Genomic DNA, 26042 nt, shown 5'->3' with positions numbered 1-26042 from the left:
ACAGTGCTAATTTCAGTCTTCGCGGCAGAGAGCAGAGCTTCCGATTGCTTCCAATCGCCCATTAAGCATTTCACCACATTAGTGGTTAAAATGATGCAGATAATCCTACGTTTAAGGCTTGGTAAACATGGGGTGAAACCCTACCGATTATATAACCTCTTCATAAATGGCTACGTTTGCATAACCAGATTGGGTGAGGCATTTTACCCGCATGTTTTGGGTTCGACTGGTCAGCCTGGTTTGGTTATTCCTAAACTCAGCCACCGGAGTAATTGCTGAGAGTTATCCATCGTTAATTATTCCACACGCAGGAGACACCGAAATCCGGTGTCTTACTCCGAGCCTTGTCGAAATAAGCCTGATCACGACAAAAAATCCTGATCCGGCTCCAGTCAAGCAGTGGCCGTTCGCTGATCTGAACGGTAAACCAAGCTTGCCAACTCCCAAACAGTTTGTGGTTACAATTGATGGAAAACCTGCATCGGTGGTAGCTGTCGGTTTTAAACGACGCGTGCTTTATGCGCCACTGAAAAGGCGGGACCTCCGAATCGCCAATGACCTTTATTTAAAGCTCGCAACTACAATCAAGGATAATCAAAAGGTGGAGGTAAGTAATCCTGATGAACATCTTTGGGAGAATAAGAAGCCATTTTCAACAGTTTTTAGTTCGTTGCGTTGGAGTCCCGCTATTCACGTGAACCAAACAGGCTATCAGACCAGTTCCCCGAAGACTGCCATGGTCGGTTACTATCTCGGAAATCTCGGAGAAATGGATTTAAACTTCCTCACAGATCTAATCCCTTCCTCAACAAACGGTGCGGCAGCAACTACACCAACGTTCTCCTTGAAAGATGCCCACACGTCAAAGTCTGTGTTCGAAGGCCGATTGACACGACGCCCCGATCGCGGTTTTCCGTTCAGTTCCTATCAAGCTGTTTGGGAAGCAAATTTTTCTGAATACAAGGTGCCAGGAGAGTATCAATTATTTGTGCCGGGTCTTGGCACTTCGTTCCCCTTTTCCATCTCTGATGGCGCGGCAGCGGCTTTTGCGCGTGCCTATGCACTGGGGCTCTACCATCAGCGTTGCGGAACAAGCAATGCGTTGCCTTTCACCAGATTTACCGATGGCACCTGTCACACAGCTCTCGTGGATATTCCCTTTCCACAATCGGCTTTTAAAACCACCTGGGAAATTCTGGCCGATAAAACCACGGATGTAAAAGAAAACGCAAGGCACACGGCTCCGCGAATGAAAGGTGAGAAGTCACAATTGTACCCTTTTATTAAACGTGGCAAACTCGATGTCAGCGGCGGACATCATGATGCGGGTGACTACAGCAAGTACACCATCAACAGTGCCGCACTCATTCATCATCTCATCCTGGCAGCGGATGCGTTTCCCGGAGTGGCAGCATTGGACAATCTGGGGATACCCGAGAGCGGTGATGGCAGGAGCGATATTTTACAGGAAGCGAAATGGGAGGCCGATTTCCTTGCGAAAATGCAGGACGACGATGGCGGTTTCTTTTTCCTCGTGTATCCGCGAGAACGGGAGTATGAGAACGACGTCACACCGGATCATGGCGATCCGCAAGTGGTGTGGCCCAAGACAACTTCAGTTACTGCCGCCGCGGTTGCTGCATTGGCCCAATGCGCCTCCTCACCAACATTCAAAAAACAATTTCCCGAGGCGGCAGCGGCCTACATGGTGAAGGCGAAGGCAGGCTGGAACTTCCTGCAACGGGGCATCGCAAAATATGGAAAAGACGGGGCTTACCAGAAGATCACGCATTATGGAAACGAGTTCATGCATGATGATGAACTGGCATGGGCGGCAGTGGAAATGTTTCTCGCCACCGGTGATTCTGCTTATGAGAAATTGATAGGCGAGTGGTTTCATCCTGCTTCCGAGGAAACGCGCAAATGGGGATGGTGGCGGCTCTATGAAGCGTATGGTTGTGCTACCCGAAGTTACGCCTTCGCAGCAAAATCAGGCAGAATCAAGCGCGAGCGGTTGGACCCAGCCTTACTTTCAAAATGCGAAGAGGAACTCATCGCGGCGGCACAGGATCAATTGGATCGCGCCGAGGAGAGTGCGTATGGGACAAGTTTGCCGAAAGAAACAAAACAATCGCGCAGTGCCGGATGGTATTTTTCAGGTGATGCCGCTTTTGACCTGGCTGTGGCATGCCAGCTGGACTTTCCCGTGATGAATGATCCCCGCCCCAAATTTATGCGGGCAATCTGGTCAAATTTAAATTATGAGCAGGGATGTAATCCAATCAACGTTTGCTATCTAACCGGGATGGGTTGGATGAGGCAGCACGAAATTGTGGATCAGTATGCACAAAATAGCCGCCGTATTCTTCCCCCGACTGGAATTCCCCTTGGAAACATACAGGATGGTTTTGGATGGCTGGATAACTATAAGAAGGAATTGGGCGAACTGAGCTTTCCAACGGACGGTGATCAGGTCGCGCCTTTCCCGTTTTACGATCGCTGGGGTGACAGTTTTAATCTGAACCAGGAATTCGTCATTGTGAATCAAGCTCGCAGTCTTGCCTATCTGGCCTGGCTCATGGCCCAATCTCCTTTGAAAGATCAACCCTGGAAATTCGCCAGCGCGACCATTACCGGGATACCACAAAGGATTGCTTCAGGAGAGCGCTTGATCCTGAAGTTACAGGCACCGGGAATAGATCTCGAGAACGCGCAAATTGTTTGGGAGGCTTCGGATCACGCTCCGACGTTTGGCCAAACGTTCACATTTAGCCCTAATAAAGCAGGTCCGCATTGGATTGAAGCGGAGGCTCAATTGCCTGATGGTCGACGCGTTTTTGCCACGACCAATTGCACTGTTAAATAAGGAGCTTTAGGTCGGCGCTCAAAGCGCGAGCGGACATTCCACCGGCTGAAAGGCTTGTCCCTTTTGCAGCCTGTCATAGCCCTCTTTGAATAAGCCGAACCGTTCCTTTGTATTCGTCAAATCACGGAGCCCAGCCAAATTCCCTGGCGATTGATTTCGTGATCGGACCAAACTTATTCTTTTGGCCGTTACTCATGATGACCCATGCCCGGCCGTTTGAAACATCGGCGCCGAAGCGGGCGAAATATCCGAAGTTCGCCCCGTCATGATAGAATTTCAGATTTTCCCCGCTTCCGGTCAGACGAATTCCAATGCCCTGCCAGCCATCGTACGGCGCGGTCAGATATTCATTCGCGATCGCGGGAGAAATGGGGCCGCCGACTTCACCGGACTTCGCTTTCTGCACCGCGATAATCAGCCGCGCGATATCTTGCGGTGTCGTCCACAATCCGCCCATGGCTTTTTCCGGAAGCACGCGCCAGCGGCCGCCGCCGAACAACGTCAGCATCCAACCGTAGCCGCGCGCGATGTCGTTCGTGTCCTGGGGCGGCTGTTGAAAATGCGAGCGGCTCATGCCCACTGGCTTCAGAACCAACCCGGCCATCGCTGTCTCGAACGGTTCGGCAGTGACGTCCTCCATTGCCTTCTGCACCACGGCGTATCCTCCGGCGGAGTACAAATATCGGGAACCGGGCGGATACTTTGCTTCGACCGTCCCGAAATAATGACCGCTGATCCAGCCATAAAACCAGGCATGATTGTTCAAGGCCTCGTCCAGCGTATGTGGCCGGCCGGCTTCCCTTTCTCCGGCAAAACTGCGCGGCACCATGCCGGCCCGGTGGCAAAGCAATTCGCGCAACGTCACCGGGTTATTGGTGAATTTGGAGGCGAGTTGCCAGGTTTTCAAATAGCGGTTCACATCCGAGTCGAGATCGAGTTTGCCGTCCGCGCACAATTCAAGAACTCCCAGCGCCGTCACCGGTTTGCTGATGGAACCGGCCTGAAATTGAGTGCTCGTATCGACCTGCAATCGTCTGCCGACATCCCGCCACCCGAAGCCCTGGGCTCAGACCAGAGCGCCATGATCAATTACAGCGACCGAGATACCCGGAATTTTGTTCTTCCTCATTGTGTCTTGGATAACCTTGCCGACCCGCTCGGTCCGTTCGTCATGAATACCCAAGGAGGCAGAGACGGGTATGGGTTCATTGAGCACTCGGGTGACCTGGCAACCAGAAGTTAAGACAACCAGGGCACCGAGGAACGATGAGAAAGTGTTTTTCACAAACGCAAATTAAAGAGCAACGCCAGGGCCTATCAAGGATCTTTGCTACAATGACGCGACTGCCGAGTTCAACATGCGGGAACCTCAAGCGCAAGTGGATCATCCACCGAAAAATCATGCGTGCATCCTCAGTCGGATACTTTGTATCGCCAATTGAAACGGACAGCAGAATAACCCTTGCAGCGAACGTGCGTCCCAGATTGCCATTTTCTTCCATGGGGATAATACCTACATCGCCTAAGCGTAAAGCCAAGTAGTCATTACGTCTTAAACATTATAGTCAAAGGACATAGGGTTATTTAAAGGTAGGGTGTCGGACTACCGCCATTTGCGGTTTTTACCCCCATTGAGACGGCATGTAGCGAGGGGTAATATGAAAGCGCAATATGGATGCAAAGGAACCATGCGATATGCGACTGAAGGCGAGAGGTGAGGAGAAGCGCAACTCCTTGCCGCACGGATATGATTTGGCCTTCGAAACAAATGGAACATGGCAGGTGAGACGCGGAGTCGGTTACATCGCGGACAGCTCTTTTAAATGAGGGTTTGTTTTGTACATGAACGGTTTGGAACCTTTGGCGGTGCTGAGGGCAATGTCCAGCAAACGGCGACCGAACTAAAGTGCCGAGGACACACGGTCGGAGTAATACATGGCTCGGAAGACGCAGGCGCGGAAGCAGCATTGAAAGGCGTGTTCTCATTCTGTTTTGCAATGAAAAGAACTAATAATCGTAACCGGGTCAGAGCAGCATTAGATGATTTCAATCCAGACCTGATTTACGTTCACAAAATGGCTGATTTGGAAGTGGTGGAGGCGTTGGTCGATTCGGAAGTGCCGAAGGTGCGTATGGTGCATGACCATGACATTTATTGCATGCGGAGCTACAAATATCATTATTTGAGCAGGAAGATCTGCCTGCGACCGGCCTCATTTTATTGTGTATTCCCCTGTGGCGGCACCATTGGACGGAACCACGAAACGGGATTCCCGCTCAAGTGGATAAGTTACAAGGCCAAAAAACGTGAAATCGAATTAAATCAGAAATTTCAACGATTCGTGGTCTATTCTGAATACACCAAGAACGAACTGATCCGGAACGGATTTTCAGAGGAGAAGATCGAGATTCATGTTCCCGTGCGAAAATCGGAGGCGGTCAAGGATGAAAGTTCCTTTAGCGACCGGAATTTGATAGTGTTTGCTGGACAGATAATTCGCGGGAAAGGCGTCGATGTACTCCTGGAATCCCTGGCCATGGTTAAGGTGCCATTTGAATGCATTATTCTGGGGGAAGGAAATCACCGGCCCTATTGCGAAAAGCTCTGTCAAAAGCTGGGACTGGCAGACCGGGTCACATTCAAAGGCTTTGTCGAACAGACGGAATTAAAAACCTACTATCAGGATTGCAGCATTTTTGTGGTCAGTTCGGTCTGGCCGGAACCATTCGGTCTAAGCGGCCCTGAAGCAATGTATTTCGGACTTCCCGTAATTGGATTTGATGCTGGCGGAATCAAGGAGTGGCTGGTGGATGGGCATAATGGATATCTTGTTCCCTGGATGGATCGGGCTGCCTATGCGAGCCGGATTGAAGAACTGCTCATGAACAAGGAATTAGGACGAACGATGGGCAAGCGTGGGCGCGAATGGGTGAGGCAACGTTACGATTTTGGCAGGTATATCGCCGACTTGGAACAAATGTTTACGCAGGTGATTGTCGAGGCACACCATCAATGAACAACATGATTTTCCATAAACATCGTGACTCAGCAACTGGAGTTCCTAAGGGAACTTTAAAAGGGTCAATGAATACTGGTCTCTCCGATTCCTGCAATACATCAACTTTTGACAGCACTCGTATCAACCAGAGGTCGAAAGGCGACCGCACACCGCAAAATGCGCAATGCCCTTCCACCGTTCAAGGAGTCCCCCCCATGAATGAGCATGAAATCCAACAACTATTGATTCACCACTACTTTCCAGTGCAAAGGCCTCTGGGTCGCTGGAGACTGGCTTTAAACTTTTATTACGAGAGGCTGAATTGGCTTTGCTGGATCAATGGCGGAGACGTTTTGAAACGGACATTTGATTTTTCAGCGAGTCTGACTGCACTCCTGCTGCTGAGTCCATTGTTTCTCGTCATTGGTCTGCTGGTAAAACTGCAGGATGGAGGACCGGTTTTTTTTACGCAGATCCGGGTGGGCAAGCATGGCAGGGAGTTTAAAATGTTTAAAGTGCGCTCCATGTGCCTGAACGCAGAAGAAAAGCTGAAGGAATTGATTGCGAGGAACCAACATGGAGGACAAGGCGTTACCTTCAAGATCAAGGACGATCCCAGAATTACAAAACTGGGACGTTGGCTGCGCAAGCTGTCCCTGGATGAGCTTCCACAATTGTATAATGTCCTGATTGGAGATATGTCCCTCGTTGGTCCGCGACCACCGCTTCCGCGGGAGGTGAAGCGCTACACGCTCGCAGACCATCGCCGGCTCGCAGTGAAACCTGGCATCACCTGCTTCTGGCAGATCAGCGGCAGAAGTGAAATTGATTTCAACGGGCAGGTTAAACTGGATGTGACCTACATTGAAACCAGGAATTTTTGGGTAGACCTCAAGATATTGGCGAAAACACTGCCAGCCGTGCTTTCCGGGAAGGGGGCTTGTTGATGAAAGCTTTACTAATCTGTCCCGCGGAACGGCCCGGGGTGCATGTCCTCGCCGAAACATGGCCCATTAGCCTGGTGCCACTGGCTGGAAAAAACATGCTGGAGTATTGGCTGGAACATTTGGCTTCCTTAAAGGTTGAAGATGTAATCGTCCTGGCAGCTCCTGAAGCTGGCCAGATTAAAGACTTCATTTATAACGGGACTCGCTGGGGATTAAACGTCGAAGTAATTGAGGAAGCCAGAGAACTCACGCCAACTGCGGCCCGGGCCAAATACCAGACGGGCCCAAGGGACGAATGGCTCGCCGAACCGAACGATGCAACTGTGATGGATCATTTCCCAGGATTAACCCATCATCCACTGTTTAAGGATTATGCGGGCACTTTTTCGGCCCTGCAATCATGGCTTCCCCGCGCCGCAACGATGAACCGCATTGGAGTCCGGGAGATCCAGCCAGGCGTATGGGCTTCGGTCAGAGCCAGTATTTCCCCTTCCGCACAGCTAAAAGGTCCCTGTTGGATTGGTGAGAACGTGAGAATCGGGCCAAGGGCAATGATCGGACCGATGGCAATAATCGAAGACAGGTCCCTTATCATGGCGGAGAGTGAGGTCAACAACAGCATTGTTGGACCGGAAACGATGGTGGGGCGCCTCACTGAGGTAAGAAATTCCATCGCCTGGGGCAATGTATTAATTAATTGGAAAATGAATTCATCCGTCACGATTCCAGATCCCTTCTTACTTTGCGCTTTAAACCGGCGAGCTGTGAAAGGAGCAGCGTCTGGATGGATGGGACAGATTGCCTCGCTCTATTCAAAGAACAAGGAAGACCTACAAGTGCTCTTGAAGCACCTCCTGCTAAAAGGAAAAGACAAGACGGTTTTGTAAACGATTTAATTTTACAACGACAGAACCCTGTTCTTTCAAGCCGCAAGGAATCCTCAATCCTGATTGCGGCTCACCTCTTCCCTCGAAGTACTACGAACAGCGGGTTAGTGTGCCTGGAATGCAATCCTCCGGGCCAGGAGCCTTGTACGACATTCGAAGGGCTTGTCACTGGCTCATATGATCATTTTGAGAAAATGCCGTTTTTCAACCGAGCACGGATTGGTTTTGAGGTGGTAACTTAGTTCAGTGAAATTGTGCCCGCTGCCAGTTCATCGAAGGAGATAACTTTAATATAGGGAGCGTTCGCGAGATAGGCGGCGGTTTGGTGCAGTTGGCAAATGAACTCTTCATCAGGCTCATTATCCCTGAAGTATTCCCACCAATGAGTGACCAAAACGGTGACTCTGCCCCGCTGCACAGCTTTCCTGACCTCATTCAGCATGGAATTATAAGGCCGGTGGCAGGAAAGCAGACATCCAGGATGAGATAATAATGCGGTCTTCCGAACCTCCCAGTGCGGTTTTTTGGTAATCTTTTTCAGGAGATATTTTGGCCACCATGCCAGGGGAAGGCGACCCAGTTCAAACCAGCCTGACGACAGCACGGGAAATCTCCGGGCAACCTCGTTAAGGCTGGTTCGAGAGAACTTATCGTAAGGAGCGACGAAAGTCTTCGGTTTGGGAAATCCAGCCTCCATCAGCAAACGAGTGCCATCATCCAGACGGCGGCGAACTTCCATTTGATCCTGGCAATCGAACTCGAAGTAATCATGATACAGACCGTGTTGGACAATATTGTAACCTGGATTGCTGCGGAGGTATCCAACGAGTTGCCGGTTGGAGCCGATGGGCAATGTTTCCGGGGTTCTGCCATTTCTCGCCATTAAAAAACCCTCAAAGCGGCCGTCCGGGATTTTCGTGGTGGTACGAACATTGGGAATCGTGGCGAGGTTGACCGGCAGCCCACGCCTGAGAAAGGGACGATAGAGCGTCTCCAGGCAGTTTATTGGAGTGAGAGCATTCGTATCATCATCACGAACTATGACGTAGCGCATTTTTTTCCTGAATTAAAGTTTCGTACAACCGCTTCATCCTGCCCGCCAGCACATCCGTGTTATATTCGGCAGCCACGAGTCTGGCGCCGGAAGCAATCATTTCCCTGCGCAATTCCCGATTGAGAAGTGTATGATCGACTGCTTCGTGGAAAGATTGTGGATTATCCAAATCAAAAAGAAGTCCATTTTCACCCTGTTTGATCAGAGTGGAGGCACCCGAAGTGCGACTTGAAATAACCGAGGTGCCGGCGGCCCATGCTTCCAGGAGAACCAAACCGAAAGTTTCAGAAACCGATGGTAAGAGCAAGGCTTCCGCGACCTGCAACAGGCCAATTAACCGCGGGTCACCGGGGGGAAGTCCGCCGGTAAGAAATACACGTTCACCAAGACCAAGTTCCTGTATGCGTTTCTCGATTCTTTTGCCGTATTTTTCTTCCGTGCAAGCACCGGCCAGCACGAGAACCGCTTCGGGATGTTTTTCCAATAAGGCCGGGAGCTGTTCGATTAACCAGGCCTGATTTTTGATGGAGTCGATGCGTCCGACAGCCAGCAAAATTCGCCGATTGGTTAAATGAGGAAACGCGACTTGAGCAGCGGTACGCTGGTCGCGCCGGTAAAGATCCATGGGCACTCCGTGGGGTTGCACCATGACGTGCTTACGAGGGTATTTTTCCTGATGAAGCGCTGCTTCCCTGGGATTGCACGTGACAATAGCATCCGCATCATCGAGCAATTGCGGGGAACGCAGCAGCATGCCAAATATTCTCCCCCACTCCACTCCTTTGCGAATTGGATTGTGAAAGCTGCTCTTCAGGTTCGCGGGCAGATCCAACACCCCGCCGTGAATGCTGGCAACGAGAGGAATTTTGCGCCGACGTGCAAAGGTGGCGCCGATTGCTCCAATGCGTCCCAGAGCGTGGGTGTGAACCAGCGAGACGTTCTTCTGTCTCCATAAAGCAGAGATCAGGTCGAAAGACATCAAGTTGCCGCCGACAGAAACGAGTTGCCTTTTCTCGGCAGTTGAAATTCCCCAAACCGGAACGAAGGCTTTAAATCGTTCAATACGACAACCTGCCGCTTGCAGCGGGTCATTGACTGAACAGGCGCAATCCAATTTAGGACAATAAACAACCGAGGAGACATCCTGTTTGCGGAGGCCGTCAAATAACCGGTGGATGGCAGTTTCAGTTCCGCCCCACTCTGCTGGATTATATTTTCTTAATAAATGGACAGTATGCATCGATCAACCTTTTTAAGCAGAGATATTGGCGTGTTCGAGGATTATTGATTCCTCTTCTTCCACTTCCTCCTCACCGGCCTCGAAGTCCTCTTCCCAATCGACTTCCTGACGCTGATGTTTTATAAAATACAAACTGGCCAGCGCCCCTAAAAGGATGTGAAAGCTAAAGTAAATGGGAAGTTGTCGGTACACCCACTCAGTGAGGCTTTGCAGGAATACTCCACAACAGGAGAAAAATAATCCCACCCCCAGGCGATGCACCGGGTCGGGGATTCGCCGCCAAAGAAAGGATGCTCCCATTTGAAACCAGCGCAGCCATAGCAGAGCGAAAAGAAAAAGCCCGGGAATCCCGAGTTCACCGACAGTCAAGGCACCCAGGTTGTGAGCCGGTGCTGCTTGTGCGGCATCGAGATTATTGCGACCGGCAGGAACCTTGTCGCTGGGATAGTTTTCCGTGCCGATATAAGGAACGAAGTGCCATCCGAGAGCGGGACCGTACTCGTTGCTTACGTGATAAGACCAATTGTTCAGCCCGACACCGAGCCAGCGGTCCTCGGCAATGGCAGTGGCGATTTTGAAATAGTAGGCGCGCCCCTGAGCTTTGGAGTTGGTATCGATGTCACTCGCGGTGAAATCTTTAAACCGATCTTCCAAAGTGTTCCAAGCTTTCCCCACCACCCCGCCGGCTATCAAAATGGACAGCAAACCGACCATTATCTTTTTAGGGGTTATTTCCATTTTGACGCAGGCCACGGCCGTTGCCGCGAGCACGAACAGCATGGTAATCACGCCGGTTCGTGAAATGGTCATTACCATGGCAACACCACCCAAAAGAATGGCGAGGATTGATAGACATTTTATGATGCGAGGGAAATTTGAAGTAATAGCTGCGACAAAAACCGGTGCGGCCATGCATAAATACATGGAGAGGCTGTTCGGATCCCCGATCACACCGGTCACTCGATGGATGCCGAGATGGTATCTTTGATAAAGAACCAGAAGTCCCTGCCATGACACCGCGCAAGCAAGTGCCGTCACCAGAACTCGAAGCTCTCTTTCCGAGCGTATGTAGAGCGCGGCAGCAAGGAACACAATGGTTCCACGGAGCATTTTGGAGAGTTCAAATAGTCCCCATAATTGAGGATCCGAAATAGCCACGGAGAAGCCAGCATATAAGAAAAAAAGAAGCGCAAGGCCAAGGCTTGCAGGCCAAAACCACCTTCTCTGACCAGGTTGCGGCCTAAACAGGCAGCCGAAAAAGACGCCAATGATCAGGGGATCCAAACAGGAAAACTCAAAACCTCTGGAGGTGCCGCGATACCATTCGCGGCTGACGAAATTTACATCGAGATGCTCAATGTTGATGGCCAGCAGCAAGTATAAAAAAAAGAAAAGATCGCGAATTCGGCGCGAAGCCGTTCCCAGGATAATTCCGCCCAGCACCGCCAGCGGAACAACAGTGATTCCAAACAAAGTTTTTGTATCCATTAAGAAAAAGCGGAGTTGTATACGGCTCTTAAATCAATCCTTCAGATTCGGCATGCCACGACCTTTTATTTCATAGGGCGGAGTTGCTGTGCGAGGCAGTACGAGCAAGGCCTTCCGGCAAACCACCTGCGGAATTGGAAGCCGGTGATTTCCCGTGAGGCCAGTAATTCGTTGAGCCTTGCTTCAAAAACCCGTAGGCGTTAAAGCAGGCGATCATGGAGACGGCAAATCCAGCTATTGCGGTGGGCAGGTAAACCACTTTCCCTAATCCCTTTAGCTTCGCGATTCGTTTGAACCGCATACCTGCCAAGCCGGGGATGAGCTGCCAAAAATGTTTCGTCTGCTGAATATAGTCGCCTATGAGTCGCTGGAGCCACTGCGGATCCGCACTTTCCTTTTCACGTAACGCAACCGCCAGGTTAAGCCTTTCCGGGACAGTGAGAGTTTTCAAATAGTCATCGATCAAGATATGCACAACAGTCTGCCCAATCATTTGGCGCTTCTGATTGCGCAGAATCGCAGAGGGAGAAGTGTAGGCATCGAAAACGTGCGCGGCATCCTTCGCGATGATGATGCGCTGCGGGTTGAGCGGTTTGGTAATGAAATCGGTGCAGACAACCCACTTGATGAACCCATCTTCGCAAGCACCCAGATCGCGCGGCAAATAGATGCGGCGGGCAATTACAGAACGGATGCAATAAAGCTGACCGCAAAGTTGGGCATCACCAGCCTGCGTCATTTGCGAAACCCGGAGGGAAATTTTTTCAAACAATGATTTGTCCTGCTTGAACGAAATGCTCTTTTCCGGCCGGTCAGTGGCGATGGAAGCTGTCTCGTTTTCTTGCAGAGCATCCACCATGTTCCAAAGCGTATCCGGGTGGAGAAATTTGATATCTGCATCCATGAGGAACAGAAATTGTGCTTCGGAGGCCGAGAGGCTGTGGACATAAAGATTCCACGCGTTGATTTTGCCACGCTCCTTAACATCCAGAGGACGGCACGTGAAAGTGTGGCGGAACTCGTGAGCGGCTGAATATTCGGCGAAAACTTGAGCGGCAACCTTGGGAGTATTATCGGTGCAACCGTTCGCCACGCAGACGATCTCGCAGGATAATCCGCGTTCGCCAAGCCTTTGAAACAAAGATTGTTGGAAGAGAGATTCGAGGGTGGCGCGAATGCCTTTCTCCTCATTCCAGGCGATGATGCCTATGGAAATCAACTTATCGGCAACCTTGTTTGAGATGGATATTTCAGCGTTTTGCATCGTGCCAGATCTTTCGACCTACTTGATGAGCTTTGATCTTTTCCTCCGAGTTTTGAAGTGGGTATAGACCCGAAACGTGCCGGGTAAACGCCGGTGGGGTGAGCACCCTATTTCAATCACGGCCGCATCTAATTATGCTCGGCTGAGGATGTGGCTTGGAGATTACAGTAGTCGCGGTTTTTTAGCGCGTGAGGCGTTTGAGATTTAAAGTTTTCCGGAAAAGCTCTCCTTCATTGAAGGGAGCAACTTCCAGACCTTCTGACCAGAAGCAAACGGATCGCAAACAGAATCAACTCCTGTAAAACAAAAGGCTCATCATGAAGGTTCATTGTATTGCCCTTGCACTTTTGGCAATGGCAACTTTTAACGCAGGTGCCAGCCAGCAATCAGCAACAGGTTTTGCCTCGTGGTATGGAGAGGACCATCGCGGTCGGCTGATGGCGAATGGCAAGAAGTTTGACCCGGACAGATTGACCGCTGCTTCATGGTTTTATCCGCTCGGAACCCGCGTGCGTGTCACCACTTACGATGTTCGCGATGGTAAGAAGCAGCCACGGAGCGTGCTGGTCACCATTACAGATCGCGGCCCGGCCAAAGATCTGGTGCGGGACGGCCGCATCATCGATCTTGGCCATGCCGCATTCAAGGCATTGGCGGATCCGGACCAGGGTCTGGTTTCCGTAAAAGTTCAGCCGCTCAAGGATGTTTCCATCTCGAACCTGCGGGCAATGAGATAAAACCGGTCCAGATTAATGTTTTGCAAAACGTCCCATGAGGCTGGCTTGATCAATAATATGGCCTTGCATTTCCTTCTCCAGCTCTTCTGCTCTGATACCGCGCGGCAGGCTTAATACCGTGTCCAGGGCATAAACATTGAAAAAGTAGTGGTGTTCGCCGGAAGGAGGTTTGGGTCCGCCATATTCGGTATCACCGAAGTCCGTGCGTCCCTGGGTGGAGATGACCGGCACGCTGCCCTCATGAATATCGGTGGTACGGGGATTCATATTGAACAGAACCCAGTGGTGAAAAGTGCCACTGGGTGCATCCGGATCTTCAACTACCAGAGCCAGGCTCTTCGCTCTATCGGGGATGTCTTCAATATGTAGTGGCGGACTAAGATTGGCATCCTCACCAGTGTATTTCTTAGGAATCGTATCGTTTTCCTTAAAAGCTGGACTCATTATCTTCATTTTAGCTCCTTTCTTAATGGGTGCGGTCTGGACTTCCATCGTCAAAACGCACCTATGTTCACCATGGATGCGAATTACTTCGCGTCAAGTGAAGAGTCCAACTTTAGGGAATTGAGAAAGGCGGATCAGAAGTCGTCCGCATCATCTGGCAGGTCCGGCTCCTCGTGCGCGACGGGAGGTTGCACGGCGGGCGCCTGGGGACTATGCCGTGGGTCACGGTGCTCTCTATGTTCGCGGTGGTCCCCCCTTTGTTCCCGATGATCAGAACCACGCTGGTGTCGATTATAAGAAGGCTCGCGATGCAGCTGTCTTAAAGATTCCCGCAGTGCTTCGATTTCTTCCTCACTGGCTGACTTCTCACGTTCGATCTGGTCGAGCATGCGAATGACTTCGTTCAAATCATCCAAAACCCGGCGCAATTCTGCCTTCACACGTGGGACCTCCTGGATCACCGCGCGCACGGAAGCATCAGAGTTCCGAAATGGCGCCTCTCCCGGCCGCTGTTGCTGAGGATGCGAGGGTTGTGGCCGCTGCGGCGGGCGTTGCTGCTGCGGTGGCCGCTGTTGTTGTGGATAACCCTGCCGCTGATCTCCCCTGCCTCCGCGGTCTCGATGATCGCCACGATCGGTGCGCTCAGGACGTTGGAATTGTGGTTGAGTTGAAGGGGGTCGTTGCGGATGAGATTGCGCAGGCTCCGAAGCGGGTTGGGCCTTGGCCACCGGTTCCGCCTTCTCGTGCGATTGAATCGGTTGCTCAGTGCCAGTGATTTGCTCTGGAGCAGTCTTCTCTCCCCCTGTTTCCACCGGGTGAGATGGTTCACGCATTTCCTGGCTTGCAGAAACAGCTTCTGCCGGTTCCACCGCAGCATCCTGTTTGGTTTGTTCAACTGGCTGGGGTGAAGCTGGAGCCTCGGTGTTCTGCTCGCCGGCGATTGGCCTTTCTTCGCGCTCGCGGCGGTCGCCACGGCGGAAACGAGGGCGTCTTGAAGGGTATCGCCGCCGGGTTGCTCCCTGCGGGGAGGTCTGTTCTTTTGCCTTGGCTGGCGTTTCACCTTCAGCTGGCTTTGCCTGATTTTCAGTCTGGTCGCTCAAGTTCGTTCCTTTTCTTCATGCAAACTTCTTCTGATTATGCCGGAAAATCAATTGAATAAAGACCTGAGCTTAAGAATATTATGATGGATTTAAAGCTCATTTTTCGACGATTTCCGAAAACGCAGCATTCCAAGGCTGTACATAATGGCAAAGGGCTTTCGTCCTGCCAAGTCTCCTGCGGATAGGAAATTAGGACAGAGAGGGCATCGGTTGGTTAAACCTTAAGTTACGGCATTAACAACTCTGAGCACTGGAGATACACGGTAAAGTCAGTTATTGGAGATATCATTGCACAAAGAATCGATAAGGGGGTGGATAAGAAAGGGAAAGCTCCCCTTTTGATCGAAACCGACTAACTCAGCCACAGTGCAATTAGCTTTATTGACAAACCACCTGCTCATTGCAAAAGATAGGCCCCAGAACACGCATGAAAAACATTCTAGTTTTAATCGCCCTGGCGAGCCTGATCATCGGTTGTGGTCCCAAGCAGACTCCTCCCGCCGAAATTCCCAAGGGCCCCAGTGGCACTGCGAACGTCAGGCTGAGCAAGGGCGCTGCGTGGTTTGCCTCGCGTGATATCGTCACCACCGTGCTCGTTTTCACCGACAGCCCTCTTGCCGATGCGAATGATCCGGAGGAGCATGTTACTTCCCATGGGACGAAAGTTCCAGTTGTTGCCAATACACGGGACGGCAGGAGCGGCACAATCAGTATCGCCGGCACCGAATATGATGTGGCCAATGGCAATGTCTTCCTGGTTTCCACGGTGGACGGAAAGTTCAAGGTGCAACAACTGGCCCGTGATCTAATGCAGGTCCAGCCCAACGCGGAGAACATCGAAAAATTTGCAATGGCTGACCAGGAGATTGGGGCGTTCCTGAACGCTGCTGAGCCGGCGAAGAAATAAGACGGACTCTGGAACATTTAGATATTTAAAGCCCAGCCGATGCTGGGCTTTTTTGTAAACTTGAATGAAGCACTTCGTGTCGTTGACTTCAACCGCAGATGAACGCCGATGCACGCGGATAAGGACACTGAAGAAGGGTTGAGCAGACTGTCAGGAATCGATGCTCGGCGTTAATGAGTACAGAGGTGTTTCTTTGTGGTTTGGTTTTGTAACCAAGTCATTGAGCGTAAAGTTCAGTTTAACGTGATACAACATGAATCCGTTTGGAATCATTCAGGCTGCAATTGCTGCCATTGAAGGAGTCGTTCATCAACCAACCCGAACCGAAATAAGGAGACGGAGAGGCAGAAACGGCATTATTTGATCTTTTATTGGAGCCTTCTCGTGCTGGGAATCGTCCTGGTTGGTTGGGTGGTTTATTCGTTATATTTTGCGAAATAGCTGGCAGTCTAGTATCTAATCCGGCCAAGATCGCGAAGCAGCCTGAACAGTAAGGATTGGATTCATGAACGTAGAGACCTTGTGGTTATTGATCTGTCTGCTGCCGATTGTGGTAGGTTGCCGAGGCTTGGGCACGCAGCGCTATACTGCTGTTGCGGCAGATAAAATGGAGTGGTTGGCGGCTTCCAGCCGAATTGTTCTCGAAGTTCGATGCACGAACGTGGTGGAGATGGCTGACTATAACCTGAGAGAGAATCTAAGCATGCTGGGGCCGCTTGCGAAACGATGGAAGTTCGACCTGACCGCAAACGTGGAGCGCGTGGTTCAGGGAGAATTTCCTGCCCGCACCTTGCAAATTCATTGGCTGCGTAGCCCAACACAGGAGCAGAGTGAAATCCTTGGCGTCCCCTATTCATCCGGAGAGGAAATATCGGACAATCCGAGGTCAAGCGAAGGAAAGGTCGCCACAACAAGCATTCCGTTCACTGATGGAATGGCATTGCGACTCGGTTTTGATAGTTACTCCGACCGACGATTCAAACATTTGAAGATCCTGGTCATACGGGACTGAATTGAATCGGTTCACAGGATGGCAACACCGTAAGAGATGAGCACCGGTCGTGTTGGATTCCAGAAGAATGGGGAAATGCAAACCGAAATTAAACAAAAGGATAATATGCGCGAAATCATTGCAATATTGTTGTGTGTTTTAGCTCTGACAGGATGTGCGAGCTCCCACAACTCAGAGTCGCAGCAGCAAGCCCAGACAGTCCGCTTGTTGGAGCTGCAGAGACAGGAATTAATAAAAGAGGTGAATGAGATGACGATGCAGCGGAATCTTGTGAAATTAAAGGATGGGAACATTCTTCCAGGCTGCTGGCCTGAGGCAGTCAGGAAACTGAAGCCGGTTGCGGTCTATCACCACATGGCAAACGTTGTCATCGTGCTAAGGAAAGATGGGCCTTCAGAGGAAGGATATTATGTGGTACCGGGGATCAGCTCCTGGTTTCCATTTCAGGAAACTGATGCGAGCATGCCTGGGTGGAGTTGGAAGCCTGTGGGGGATCCCTTTAGCGGGCATTCCATTTTCGCATATACCCGAAGAAAGTTAGAAGGAGCTTAGGATTAGCCATACTTGAAAAGGGCGTGGCAACAGGCGTGCTTGCCTGGTATTTTGTAAGTAATAAAACTGACATACGCCTGCAACCATGAGTAATCAAGACACCCTTTGCCCGAAGTGTGGCAGTCAGGATTGGCAACCGACCGTGATTCTAAAGCGCCAGTTTAAGCTTTGGTGGGTCCTGTTTGGCGGATGGATTCCTGCATTCTTTTATGGGGCAAGTCGTAAGGAGCAGGTTCGTTGTGCTCAATGCGAAACCATTTATCAGAGACGCTCAGGTTTTTCGAAGGTCGCGCTGGTGATTTTTATTTTCCTGATACTTTTGATTTTGATGAGTGTGGCGGCCGCGTTTTTAGGATAAAACCGCTGGAAGACTGCGAGATTCGTCCTTGTTAGAGGCTGAAATGAGGTTATATTTCGCGCCCTTGTGGATATAAAAATTGAAATAGCGAAGAGACGAACGTTTGCCATCATCTCTCACCCGGATGCGGGCAAGACGACGTTGACTGAGAAATTGCTGCTGTATGGCGGCGCGGTGCAATTGGCGGGGTCGGTGACAGCGCGCAAGAATCAGCGGGCTTCTACGTCGGACTGGATGGAACTGGAACGCAAGCGCGGCATTTCCATCAGCTCGACCGTGCTGCAATTCGATTATGACGGTTATCGCATCAACCTGCTCGATACGCCGGGTCACAAGGATTTTTCCGAGGACACATATCGCGTGCTCACAGCGGTCGACGCGGTGGTGATGGTGATTGACGCGGGTAAAGGTATCGAGAGCCAGACGCGGAAGCTGTTTGAAGTTTGTCGCCAGCGGGGAGTGCCGATCTTCACGTTCATGAACAAGTGCGACCGTCCGACGTTGGAACCGCTGGCATTACTGGATGAATTGGAACGGGTGTTGGGCATCGGGGCGTTTCCCGTGAACTGGCCGATTGGCAATGGAGCCGATTTCAAGGGAGTGTTTGACCGGCATTCGCACGAGGTGCATTTGTTCGAGCGCACGGTGGGTGGACAATTTCGCGCGCCGGTTTCCATTGGCAATCTTTCTGACCCGGTGATTCGCGAGCGGTTAGATGAACAGACTTATCTAAAGGTCACCGAAGAACTCGACATGTTACAAATGGCGGGTGAATCGTTTGATGAGCAGGCTGTGTTGGCCGGCAAGACGACGCCAGTATTCTTCGGCAGTGCGGCGAATAACTTTGGAGTGAAGTTGATGCTGGATGGTTTTCTCAAGCATTCCTCGGCTCCCAAACCGCACACGGTGGATTGTGGCATCGTCACACCCGAGCAACCGGAATTCTCGGGATTTATTTTCAAGATTCAGGCCAACATGGACCCGCGGCATCGGGATCGCATTGCGTTCCTGCGTGTTTGCTCGGGCAAATTTGAGCGTGACATGACAGTGATTCATTCGCGTACGGGGAAGAAGGTGCGGTTGTCGAGTTCGCACAAGCTATTTGCGAACGAACGCGAGACGGTGGATGAAGCGTATCCGGGAGACATCATTGGATTGGTGGGGCATTCTGATTTCGGCATCGGCGATACCTTGACGACGGATACGAAGATTGTGTATCGCGAGATCCCCAGGTTCACCCCGGAGAGTTTTTCGTTTCTACACAATCCGAACACGGCGAAGTATAAACAATTTCGCCAGGGTCTGGATCAGTTGCTGCAGGAAGGTGTCATTCAGATTTTGCATCTAAAGGATTCGGCGGCGAAGATTCCCCTGCTCGCGGCGGTAGGACCGTTGCAGTTCGAAGTCGCGCAGTATCGGTTGGAGAGTGAATATGGCGCGGAGTCGCGTTTGGAACTGGCCCCCTGGACGGTGATGCGATGGCTGCCGGCTGAATTGAAGGAAGAGGAATTGGATGCATTGCAGTTGCCGACCGGTTCCAAGCTGGCCTTCGACAGTGACAATAACCCGGTGGTTTTATTTTCAAATGATTGGTCGGCGAATTATTTTACGCAGACCAATACCAAAGCGCCGTTGTCGAATCTGCCGCCCGGAAGTTTATTGGCAGCAGCATGATTTAAAATGTGATTATGATCTGATTGTTGGCCTACCAGCGCTGCGAGACATATGCCCACAATCGGGACAAAATGAAGTAATGGTTTCAATTATTTCAGCAATTAAATTGATTTTTTAGCAGCAGCGTTTTCGCGCATGGTTTTTGCTCACGTGTGCCGCCTATGGAAAAAGGGACTAAGGGTTTTCTGGGTTACAGCCTGCGCACTCGGCCACGGGTAGTAATTGCCTCAGGCATTGCAATTGCAATGGCAGGTGTGGCTGTTTTCACGGCGAAGCACAGCACTGATCAAACACTAAAAGCCTCCCTCAGTCCTGCAAACTTATCTTCCATAAAGGCATCTCAGGTTTCACCCGGCAAAGCAACGGTTGTGGCAGAGAAGCAAGAACAGGCTTCAGTCACCACTCCAGCAACGACGGTGGATTCCCCATTCCAACGATTTGCCGTTTGGGCTGAACGTTACAAGCAAAGCGATGCACAGACTCGGGCAACACTCATTAACGAAGGCATCAAACTCGGAGAGTTACGCCGCGAAGCGTTGAAGGCGCTGATTCAAACCGATCCCAAGACCGCTCTTGCCCAGGCTCTGACTGATGCCGATCGACAGAATCTGCCCGCAGCGGTGAGCACACTGCTGGAAACTCAGGTGAGCGGCATCGGAAATTACTACTTGGATTGTCTGACCCCTCGCCCCGGGCAACCTGAGGCGCCCGAGCAGTTGAGGCGCAGCGTGACGCTCAACGGCACAAATTTTTTCGCTTATGTTTACGGGCCAATGATGCAACAACCCTCTCTTGAAAAAACCGCGATCGAAGGCGTGTCGCTCGATGATCAACTCGCTCTGCGGGATACATCCAGTTATGGCGGAAAGGCGTGGGGCGGTGCCGCTGTGGGGAGTTCGGAGTTAAGCGGCCGTCCGGACATGGCCTGGACCCATGGCCCCAAAAAGGTGTTGATGATCCGTGTTGATTTCAGCGATTTGCCGGGTGAACCCATCGTCGCTGGCTTCACCAATGCCATCACTCCCGACGAGGTTACGAGCCTGTTCAATTCTCCCGATGGCATCCGGAATTATTTTGCCCAAACCTCCTATAGCAACACCGACCTCCTCATCAGTGCCTCCGACGTGAGCCCGGTTTACCGCTTGCCCCATACAGCCGCCTACTATTCGCAGGGCAACGGCTATACGGATTATTCGGGGCAGATCCGCGACGATGCCCTGGCCATTGCCGGGACGAACTACGACCTGGGCCAGTATGATCGCCTTGGGGTTGTCTGCTCCGACCTGAGCAAGCTCCCCGGTTCGCGGATGACTTATGCCGGCGTCGCGAACATCTACAGCAAAAACTTTCTGATCAACGGCTATTGGTATGTCTCCGTCGTGGCTCATGAAATCGGTCACACCTACGGCGTCTTTCACGCCAACTGGTGGAAACCAGCCAACCATACCACCATCGGGACAGAAACCGACCTCCTCGCCGATTTTTACAACGGCGCCATCGGCTTCATCAGCCAGGAGTATGGGGATCAGTATGACCTCATGGGCTCGGGCATTGACATCCACCACCATTTCAATCCCTGGTTCAAAAACATTCTCGGCTGGATCCCGGACAACTCGGTGCGGACGGTGACCAGTCCAGGCACGTATCGGGTCTATCGCTTTGACGACCCGGGCGCAAATTATCTCAGCAACACTATGGCGTTAAAAATCAGCCGGGACATCCTTCGCGATTATTGGATCGGTTACCGGCGTCAGGTCACAAATGGTGTCAACCTTGCCAACGGCGCTTATATTGAATTCGGCTACCAACTCAACCGCAATAGCGACCTGCTGGTGTGCAACAACCCCGGCGTCAACGAATTTAACGCCGCCCTTGAGGTCGGTCAGTCCTTGATCGACACCAACGCGGGTGTCACCATTACCACCGTGGCGCAGGGCGGCACGGCGCCCAACGAGTATCTCGACATCCAGGTGGCCCTCCAACCGCGCCTGACGTTCTCGAACAAGTTCGTCTTCTTTGAAACCACCACCAATGCGGCCACGGTGACGGTCTATCGCCTCGGCGGCGCCAGCGGCGTGACCACCGCCACCTACGCTTCCGTGGATGGCACAGCCATCTCCGGCACGAACTACATCGGCGACTCCGGGACGTTGACCTGGGCCGATGGCGACACCACTCCCCGCGTCCTCACGTTCCCGATGTTCCAATACCCCGCGAGCCTGGGCGAAACGCGCTTCACCGTCATCCTCACAAACATTGTAAACGGGGTGCTCATCAACCCCGGCACCATTACTGTTTCCCTACGTCCTCCGGGTAACTGCGATAACAATTACCTGGCCGACGTCATGGACGGCCTCGGCGGCGGTGGTATATCGTCGCTTGAGGTGCAACCTGACGGCACCATGTTGGTCGGGGGCCTTTTCACCAGCATTGGGCGCGGGAAGGGCGAGATCAGCCCGGCGGTGGGCCACTTCGGGCGCTTGCTCGCCGACGGCAGCCGGGATTACACATTTGACAGCGGCATTGGTGCCACGGAACCATTTTCGGGTGTCGAAACGATCCGCCGACAACCCAACGGCAAGATTCTCCTCGGCGGAAGTTTCCACAACCTCAACAATCTTGTCCCCGCCATGCCCAACCTGGCGCGCGTGAACGCAAATGGCTCATTGGATACCACGTTTCATCCCCCCAGTTTTGACGGCCCGGTTCATCGCCTAGTGGTGCAACCGGATGGCCGGATCGTGGTGGCGGGCGGGTTCAGAAACGTGGGCGGCCAGGCCTGCCTGGGCGTCTGCCGCTTGTTTCCCGATGGGTCGGTGGATTTTCGATACAACGGCAACTACTACATGGGTACGGACATCAACGACGTTGTCCTGGACAACTACGGTTCCGCCAATGAAGTCCGGATTCTGTTCGTCGGCGGGCTCCAAACGAAAATTAATCCGCGCCAGTGGATGCAGGCCATCCGCCTCCATGCCGATGGTACCGAGGATAATTCCTTCCGTCTCGTGACTTCGGACGACGTTAACACCATCCCCCACAGCCTCGCAGTGCAACCAGACGGTAAAGTCCTCGTGGGAGGGCAAACATTTTTTCGGGTGAATGGGAATGGCTCCCCGGATCCCACCTTCAATACATCGTTCACCGGAAACGGGCTGGTGAGAATCTTGTCAATCCTCGTTCAGCCAGATGGCAAGGTGGTGGTGGGTGGAATCTTCTCCACGGTCAACGCGGTGACGAACAACAATCTCATCCGGTTGACCAGCACCGGCGCGCTCGATCCAACCTGGGACAATGGCACCGGTTCGGCCAACGGCGCTAATCAATACATTTCTGCGCTGGCGCTGCGCCCGGACGGGCGGCTGGTGGCCGCCTCTCCCAGTATGGGCAACATTCGTGGGCCAGGGGCGCTGGAAGGCGCCTTCCTGGGAACCATCTATGGTGTCACCTCCCAAGCGCTCTTTAGCGGAATCACCAATCTCTACGGGGTGGGCACATTCACCGCCTCCAATGCTGCGGTCGGACCAGGCGGCACGGCTGCCTTCACCGTGCAACGCGTGAACGGGAGTTCCGGCGCAGTTCAATTGGATTACAGCACCCAGGACGGCACAGCGATTCGTGGCACCGATTATGTAGCCACCCAGGGCACGCTGGGCTGGGCGGATGGCGACACCACGCCTCGGACGGTGGTGGTGACCTGTAATTCAACCGCCATCCCTGGACGCACCTTCAATTTGAACCTCGCGCTCCCCCGAGCCGGCATCCAGTTGGGCCTGATAAATCAAGCCACCGTCACGGTCCAATACAATTATGCCGCCTGGGCCGCGCAGAATTTTACCGCCCAACAGCTCACGAATGCGATTATCAGTGGCATTACCGCAACACCTGCCGGCGATGGTGTGGCCAACCTGTTAAAGTACGCGCTTGGACTGTCTCCCTTCACTCCCTCGGCAACCAACGTGCCGATTGTGACTATCAAAAACGATCGCCTGCAAATGGTATTTAACCGCAATCCGCTGGCAATGGACCTTACCTACGAGGTCCAGGCCAGTTCGGATATTGGCACGGGGATATGGAGTCCGTTGGCGCGCAGTATCGGCGGTGGCCCGACGGCGAACATCAGTGCCTTCTCAGTTTTCGAGCTCCCGAACGGGTCATTTCTTAATGTGACCGTTCAAGATACGAATAAAGTGAGCACCACGGCGGCACGGTACTTTCGCTTGAAAGTTACGAAATGATCCGGTGCCGAGTCATAACCGTGCCAGCGAAATAGACCTAGGTGTCCCGGTTGGATGTTTATCCGGGAGCACTACCAGGAATATTTGGCCGGTCAGCTCAGTGCCCTTATGACTTTCCTCTGAGCGAGCGAACGGTTATTTGAGGATTTATTCTTCCCCCACTCCTTCTTCCAGCCCTATCGGCTGAGATTGTATGCAAAGCAGCGGAAATCGTGAATATTGATTTGTGTTGGGGCATGTGGTTGGTATTCTGCCCGGCTTTGCGAAAGCAATGCGGCAGGGTATGCTGCTCACCTGCTTCGCCACGCAAGTTGCTGAGCAGATAGATACAAGAATCAAAATCGAATAATGTCCAACGAAGCACAAACAGCCATTTTGACGGCGACAGACCTTGAGGTGCGGTATAACGAGCAGATTGTTCTCACCAAGGCCTCACTGGCGATCAAGGAACACGATCGCATCGGCATGGTGGGCAGGAATGGCAGCGGGAAATCGACATTCCTTCGCATTCTCGCACAGTTACAGGAGGCGGATACGGGAACAGTAACCCGCAAACGCGATCTGATCGTAAGTTACCTTCCACAGACTTTTTCGTTGGATGAAAGTCTCACCGTGTATGAGAACATCCGTGAAGGTGCACGGTATCTGCTCGACTTGATTCACGAGTTTGAAAGTCTGCCCGCCGAATCCAAAAGGCATGCCGACCTTGAAGAACGCATCGTGGCACATGAGGGTTGGACTTTGGACAGTCGCATCAAAACCGCGATGTCGCACTTGAACGTTCCTGCTGGCGACCGGCGGATTGATACCTTATCAGGAGGAGAAAAACGTCGGGTCGCCATGTGCCGGACGATCGTGGCCCGGCCAGACCTGTTGATTTTGGATGAACCGACCAACCATCTCGATCCGGAGTCGATTGAGTGGCTGGCCTCTTTCTTGGAAGCGTTCACGGGAGCCTTTTTGCTGGTAACGCATGATCGTTATTTCCTCGATCGCGTTACAAATTGCATCGTGGAGCTGGCGAACGGGAAATTCTTTTCGTACAGCGGCAATTACACAGATTACCTGGTGAGCAAAGCCGAACGGCAGGCAGCGGAGGAAAACGTTGAACACAAGCGGCAGATGTTTTTAAAGCGTGAACTGGATTGGGTGAGACGCGGCCCCAAGGCGCGAACCACCAAATCGAAGAGCCGGTTGGATCGTTATTACGAAGTCGAAGCGTCTGGACCGCCGGAGATCGAGTCGGATGTTGAGCTGGTCATTCCCCCACCCCCGCAATTAGGGAATCGCGTGGTTGAGCTATCAAGCGTTGGGATGGAGCGCGGCGGCAAAATGCTATTCCGAGGGTTTGATTTTACTTTTGAAAACGGCATGCGCATCGGTGTCGCAGGACGGAACGGATTGGGAAAAACGACGCTACTGAAGGCAATCATTGGTGAATTGCCACCAACCGAAGGCACGGTAAAAATTGGCCAGCTCACCAAATTCAACTACGTGGATCAGGGGCGCATCCAGTTGAACGAAGAAAAGACGGTATTCGATGAGATCAGCGACGGCACGGAGTTTGTCGTCTTTGGCGAAGGTAAACTCTCCCTGCGTGCCTATCTGAAACGGTTCCTTTTCACCGACGAACGCATCAAGACGCAGGTGAAATATCTGTCGGGCGGCGAACGCAGCCGCCTCCTGCTCGCGCGTATTTTGAAGAATGGCGGGAACTTTCTCATTTTGGATGAGCCTACCAACGACCTGGATTTGCCGACACTGCGTATTTTGGAGGAGGCATTGCTCGCATTTCCTGGTTGTGTGCTCGTGGTCAGCCATGATCGTTATTTTTTGAACCGCGTTTGCACCGGCATCCTGGCCTTTGAAGGCGATGAGCAGATTCGTTATAGCGTTGGGGACTATGATTACTATTTGGAGAAACAAAAACGCCCGTTGGCCAGGGAGGAAAAGCCTGTTTCACCAGTTGCAAAACCTCAACCGAATTCCCAACCCGGCGCCACCAAGCGGCCGCGCAAGTTGAATTTCAAGGAAACACGTGAGCTGGAAGGAATGGAGGCACAAATCCTTGCGGTTGAGGAGGAAATTGGGCGCGTTGAAGCTCTGTTCCTGACACCGGACTTTCATCAGAAATACGGACAACAAACGAACGAATTGTTAGCGCAGGTAGCGACCGGAAAAAAGCAGTTGGCAGCACTTTACGCGCGATGGGAGGAGTTGGAGAGCCTTAAACAGGAACCAGCGTGAATTTGAATGGATACCCAATTCGAGGTGT

Annotated in this window: 17 protein-coding genes and 1 pseudogene; 11 read left to right on the top strand and 7 right to left on the bottom strand. The window is 52.1% G+C overall.

Features of this window, described 5'->3' with window-relative positions; genetic code table 11:
* The first annotated feature begins 211 nt into the window (after nt 1-211).
* A complete protein-coding gene (locus CFLAV_RS00180; protein ID WP_007412544.1) occupies nt 212-2866 on the top strand; it encodes a glycoside hydrolase family 9 protein in 2655 nt (884 codons plus the stop codon).
* 121 nt (nt 2867-2987) lie between these two features.
* Here CFLAV_RS00180 and CFLAV_RS00175 read toward each other — a convergent pair.
* A pseudogene (locus CFLAV_RS00175) lies at nt 2988-3917 on the bottom strand (serine hydrolase domain-containing protein); the annotation flags it as partial.
* Between the two features lie 772 nt (nt 3918-4689).
* Between CFLAV_RS00175 and CFLAV_RS00170 the strand changes: the two are divergent.
* The 3 genes from CFLAV_RS00170 to CFLAV_RS00160 all read left to right on the top strand — a co-directional run bounded on the left by CFLAV_RS00170 (nt 4690) and on the right by CFLAV_RS00160 (nt 7699).
* Nucleotides 4690-5883, top strand: a complete 1194-nt coding sequence (locus CFLAV_RS00170) for a glycosyltransferase family 4 protein (RefSeq protein ID WP_007412541.1) — start codon at nt 4690-4692, stop codon at nt 5881-5883.
* A gap of 197 nt (nt 5884-6080) precedes the next feature.
* Nucleotides 6081-6812, top strand: a complete 732-nt coding sequence (locus tag CFLAV_RS00165; RefSeq protein ID WP_007412540.1) for a sugar transferase — start codon at nt 6081-6083, stop codon at nt 6810-6812.
* Nucleotides 6812-7699 (top strand): glycosyltransferase, encoded by an 888-nt coding sequence (locus CFLAV_RS00160; protein ID WP_007412539.1) that lies wholly within the window; start codon nt 6812-6814, stop codon nt 7697-7699. Before CFLAV_RS00165 ends, CFLAV_RS00160 begins: the two co-directional genes overlap by 1 nt.
* A 238-nt stretch (nt 7700-7937) precedes the next feature.
* On the opposite strand, the gene CFLAV_RS00155 is transcribed toward CFLAV_RS00160, so the two are convergent.
* From CFLAV_RS00155 to CFLAV_RS00140, 4 genes are all read right to left on the bottom strand, one after another.
* The gene (locus CFLAV_RS00155) at nt 7938-8753 is read right to left on the bottom strand and encodes a DUF2334 domain-containing protein (protein ID WP_007412538.1); all 816 of its coding nucleotides are present in this window, start codon (nt 8751-8753) and stop codon (nt 7938-7940) included.
* Nucleotides 8731-9993: a glycosyltransferase family 4 protein gene (locus CFLAV_RS31495; protein ID WP_007412537.1), complete on the bottom strand. Its 1263-nt coding sequence runs from the start codon at nt 9991-9993 to the stop codon at nt 8731-8733. Before CFLAV_RS31495 ends, CFLAV_RS00155 begins: the two co-directional genes overlap by 23 nt.
* A 12-nt stretch (nt 9994-10005) precedes the next feature.
* A complete protein-coding gene (locus CFLAV_RS00145) occupies nt 10006-11481 on the bottom strand; it encodes an O-antigen ligase family protein (RefSeq protein ID WP_007412536.1) in 1476 nt (491 codons plus the stop codon).
* Between the two features lie 70 nt (nt 11482-11551).
* Nucleotides 11552-12745 carry a glycosyltransferase family 2 protein gene (locus CFLAV_RS00140; RefSeq protein ID WP_007412535.1) on the bottom strand — a complete coding sequence of 398 codons (1194 nt, stop codon included), beginning with the start codon at nt 12743-12745 and terminating at the stop codon, nt 11552-11554.
* A gap of 317 nt (nt 12746-13062) precedes the next feature.
* Here CFLAV_RS00140 and CFLAV_RS00135 point away from each other — a divergent pair, with 317 nt between their 5' ends.
* Complete coding sequence (locus CFLAV_RS00135) at nt 13063-13482, top strand: septal ring lytic transglycosylase RlpA family protein (RefSeq protein ID WP_007412534.1); 420 nt, start codon at nt 13063-13065, stop codon at nt 13480-13482.
* Nucleotides 13483-13494: 12 nt separating this feature from the next.
* On the opposite strand, the gene CFLAV_RS00130 is transcribed toward CFLAV_RS00135, so the two are convergent.
* Nucleotides 13495-13974 (bottom strand): YbhB/YbcL family Raf kinase inhibitor-like protein, encoded by a 480-nt coding sequence (locus tag CFLAV_RS00130; protein ID WP_007412533.1) that lies wholly within the window; start codon nt 13972-13974, stop codon nt 13495-13497.
* Nucleotides 13975-14060: 86 nt separating this feature from the next.
* Nucleotides 14061-15026 (bottom strand): hypothetical protein, encoded by a 966-nt coding sequence (locus CFLAV_RS00125; RefSeq protein WP_040546308.1) that lies wholly within the window; start codon nt 15024-15026, stop codon nt 14061-14063.
* 427 nt (nt 15027-15453) lie between these two features.
* On the opposite strand from CFLAV_RS00125, the gene CFLAV_RS00120 reads away from it, so the two are divergent.
* The 6 genes from CFLAV_RS00120 (at nt 15454) to CFLAV_RS00090 (ending at nt 26014) form a co-directional block, all read left to right on the top strand.
* Entirely contained in the window at nt 15454-15933 is a 480-nt protein-coding gene (locus tag CFLAV_RS00120) for a hypothetical protein (protein WP_007412530.1), read from the top strand.
* 505 nt (nt 15934-16438) lie between these two features.
* Nucleotides 16439-16945 (top strand): hypothetical protein, encoded by a 507-nt coding sequence (locus CFLAV_RS00115; RefSeq protein WP_007412528.1) that lies wholly within the window; start codon nt 16439-16441, stop codon nt 16943-16945.
* A 637-nt stretch (nt 16946-17582) separates the two neighbouring features.
* Entirely contained in the window at nt 17583-17855 is a 273-nt protein-coding gene (locus tag CFLAV_RS00105; RefSeq protein ID WP_007412526.1) for a hypothetical protein, read from the top strand.
* A 66-nt stretch (nt 17856-17921) separates the two neighbouring features.
* Nucleotides 17922-19529, top strand: coding sequence for a peptide chain release factor 3 (locus tag CFLAV_RS00100; protein ID WP_007412525.1), 1608 nt, complete (start codon nt 17922-17924; stop codon nt 19527-19529).
* A 161-nt stretch (nt 19530-19690) separates the two neighbouring features.
* Nucleotides 19691-23767, top strand: coding sequence for a Calx-beta domain-containing protein (locus tag CFLAV_RS00095; protein WP_007412524.1), 4077 nt, complete (start codon nt 19691-19693; stop codon nt 23765-23767).
* A 348-nt stretch (nt 23768-24115) separates the two neighbouring features.
* Nucleotides 24116-26014, top strand: a complete 1899-nt coding sequence (locus CFLAV_RS00090; protein WP_007412523.1) for an ABC-F family ATP-binding cassette domain-containing protein — start codon at nt 24116-24118, stop codon at nt 26012-26014.
* Nucleotides 26015-26042 lie beyond the last annotated feature (28 nt).

It is taken from the genome of Pedosphaera parvula Ellin514 (assembly GCF_000172555.1).
Taxonomy (GTDB): domain Bacteria; phylum Verrucomicrobiota; class Verrucomicrobiia; order Limisphaerales; family Pedosphaeraceae; genus Pedosphaera.
Note: the sequence above shows the minus strand (reverse complement) of the source record. Positions and strands in the feature narration are given on the sequence as shown.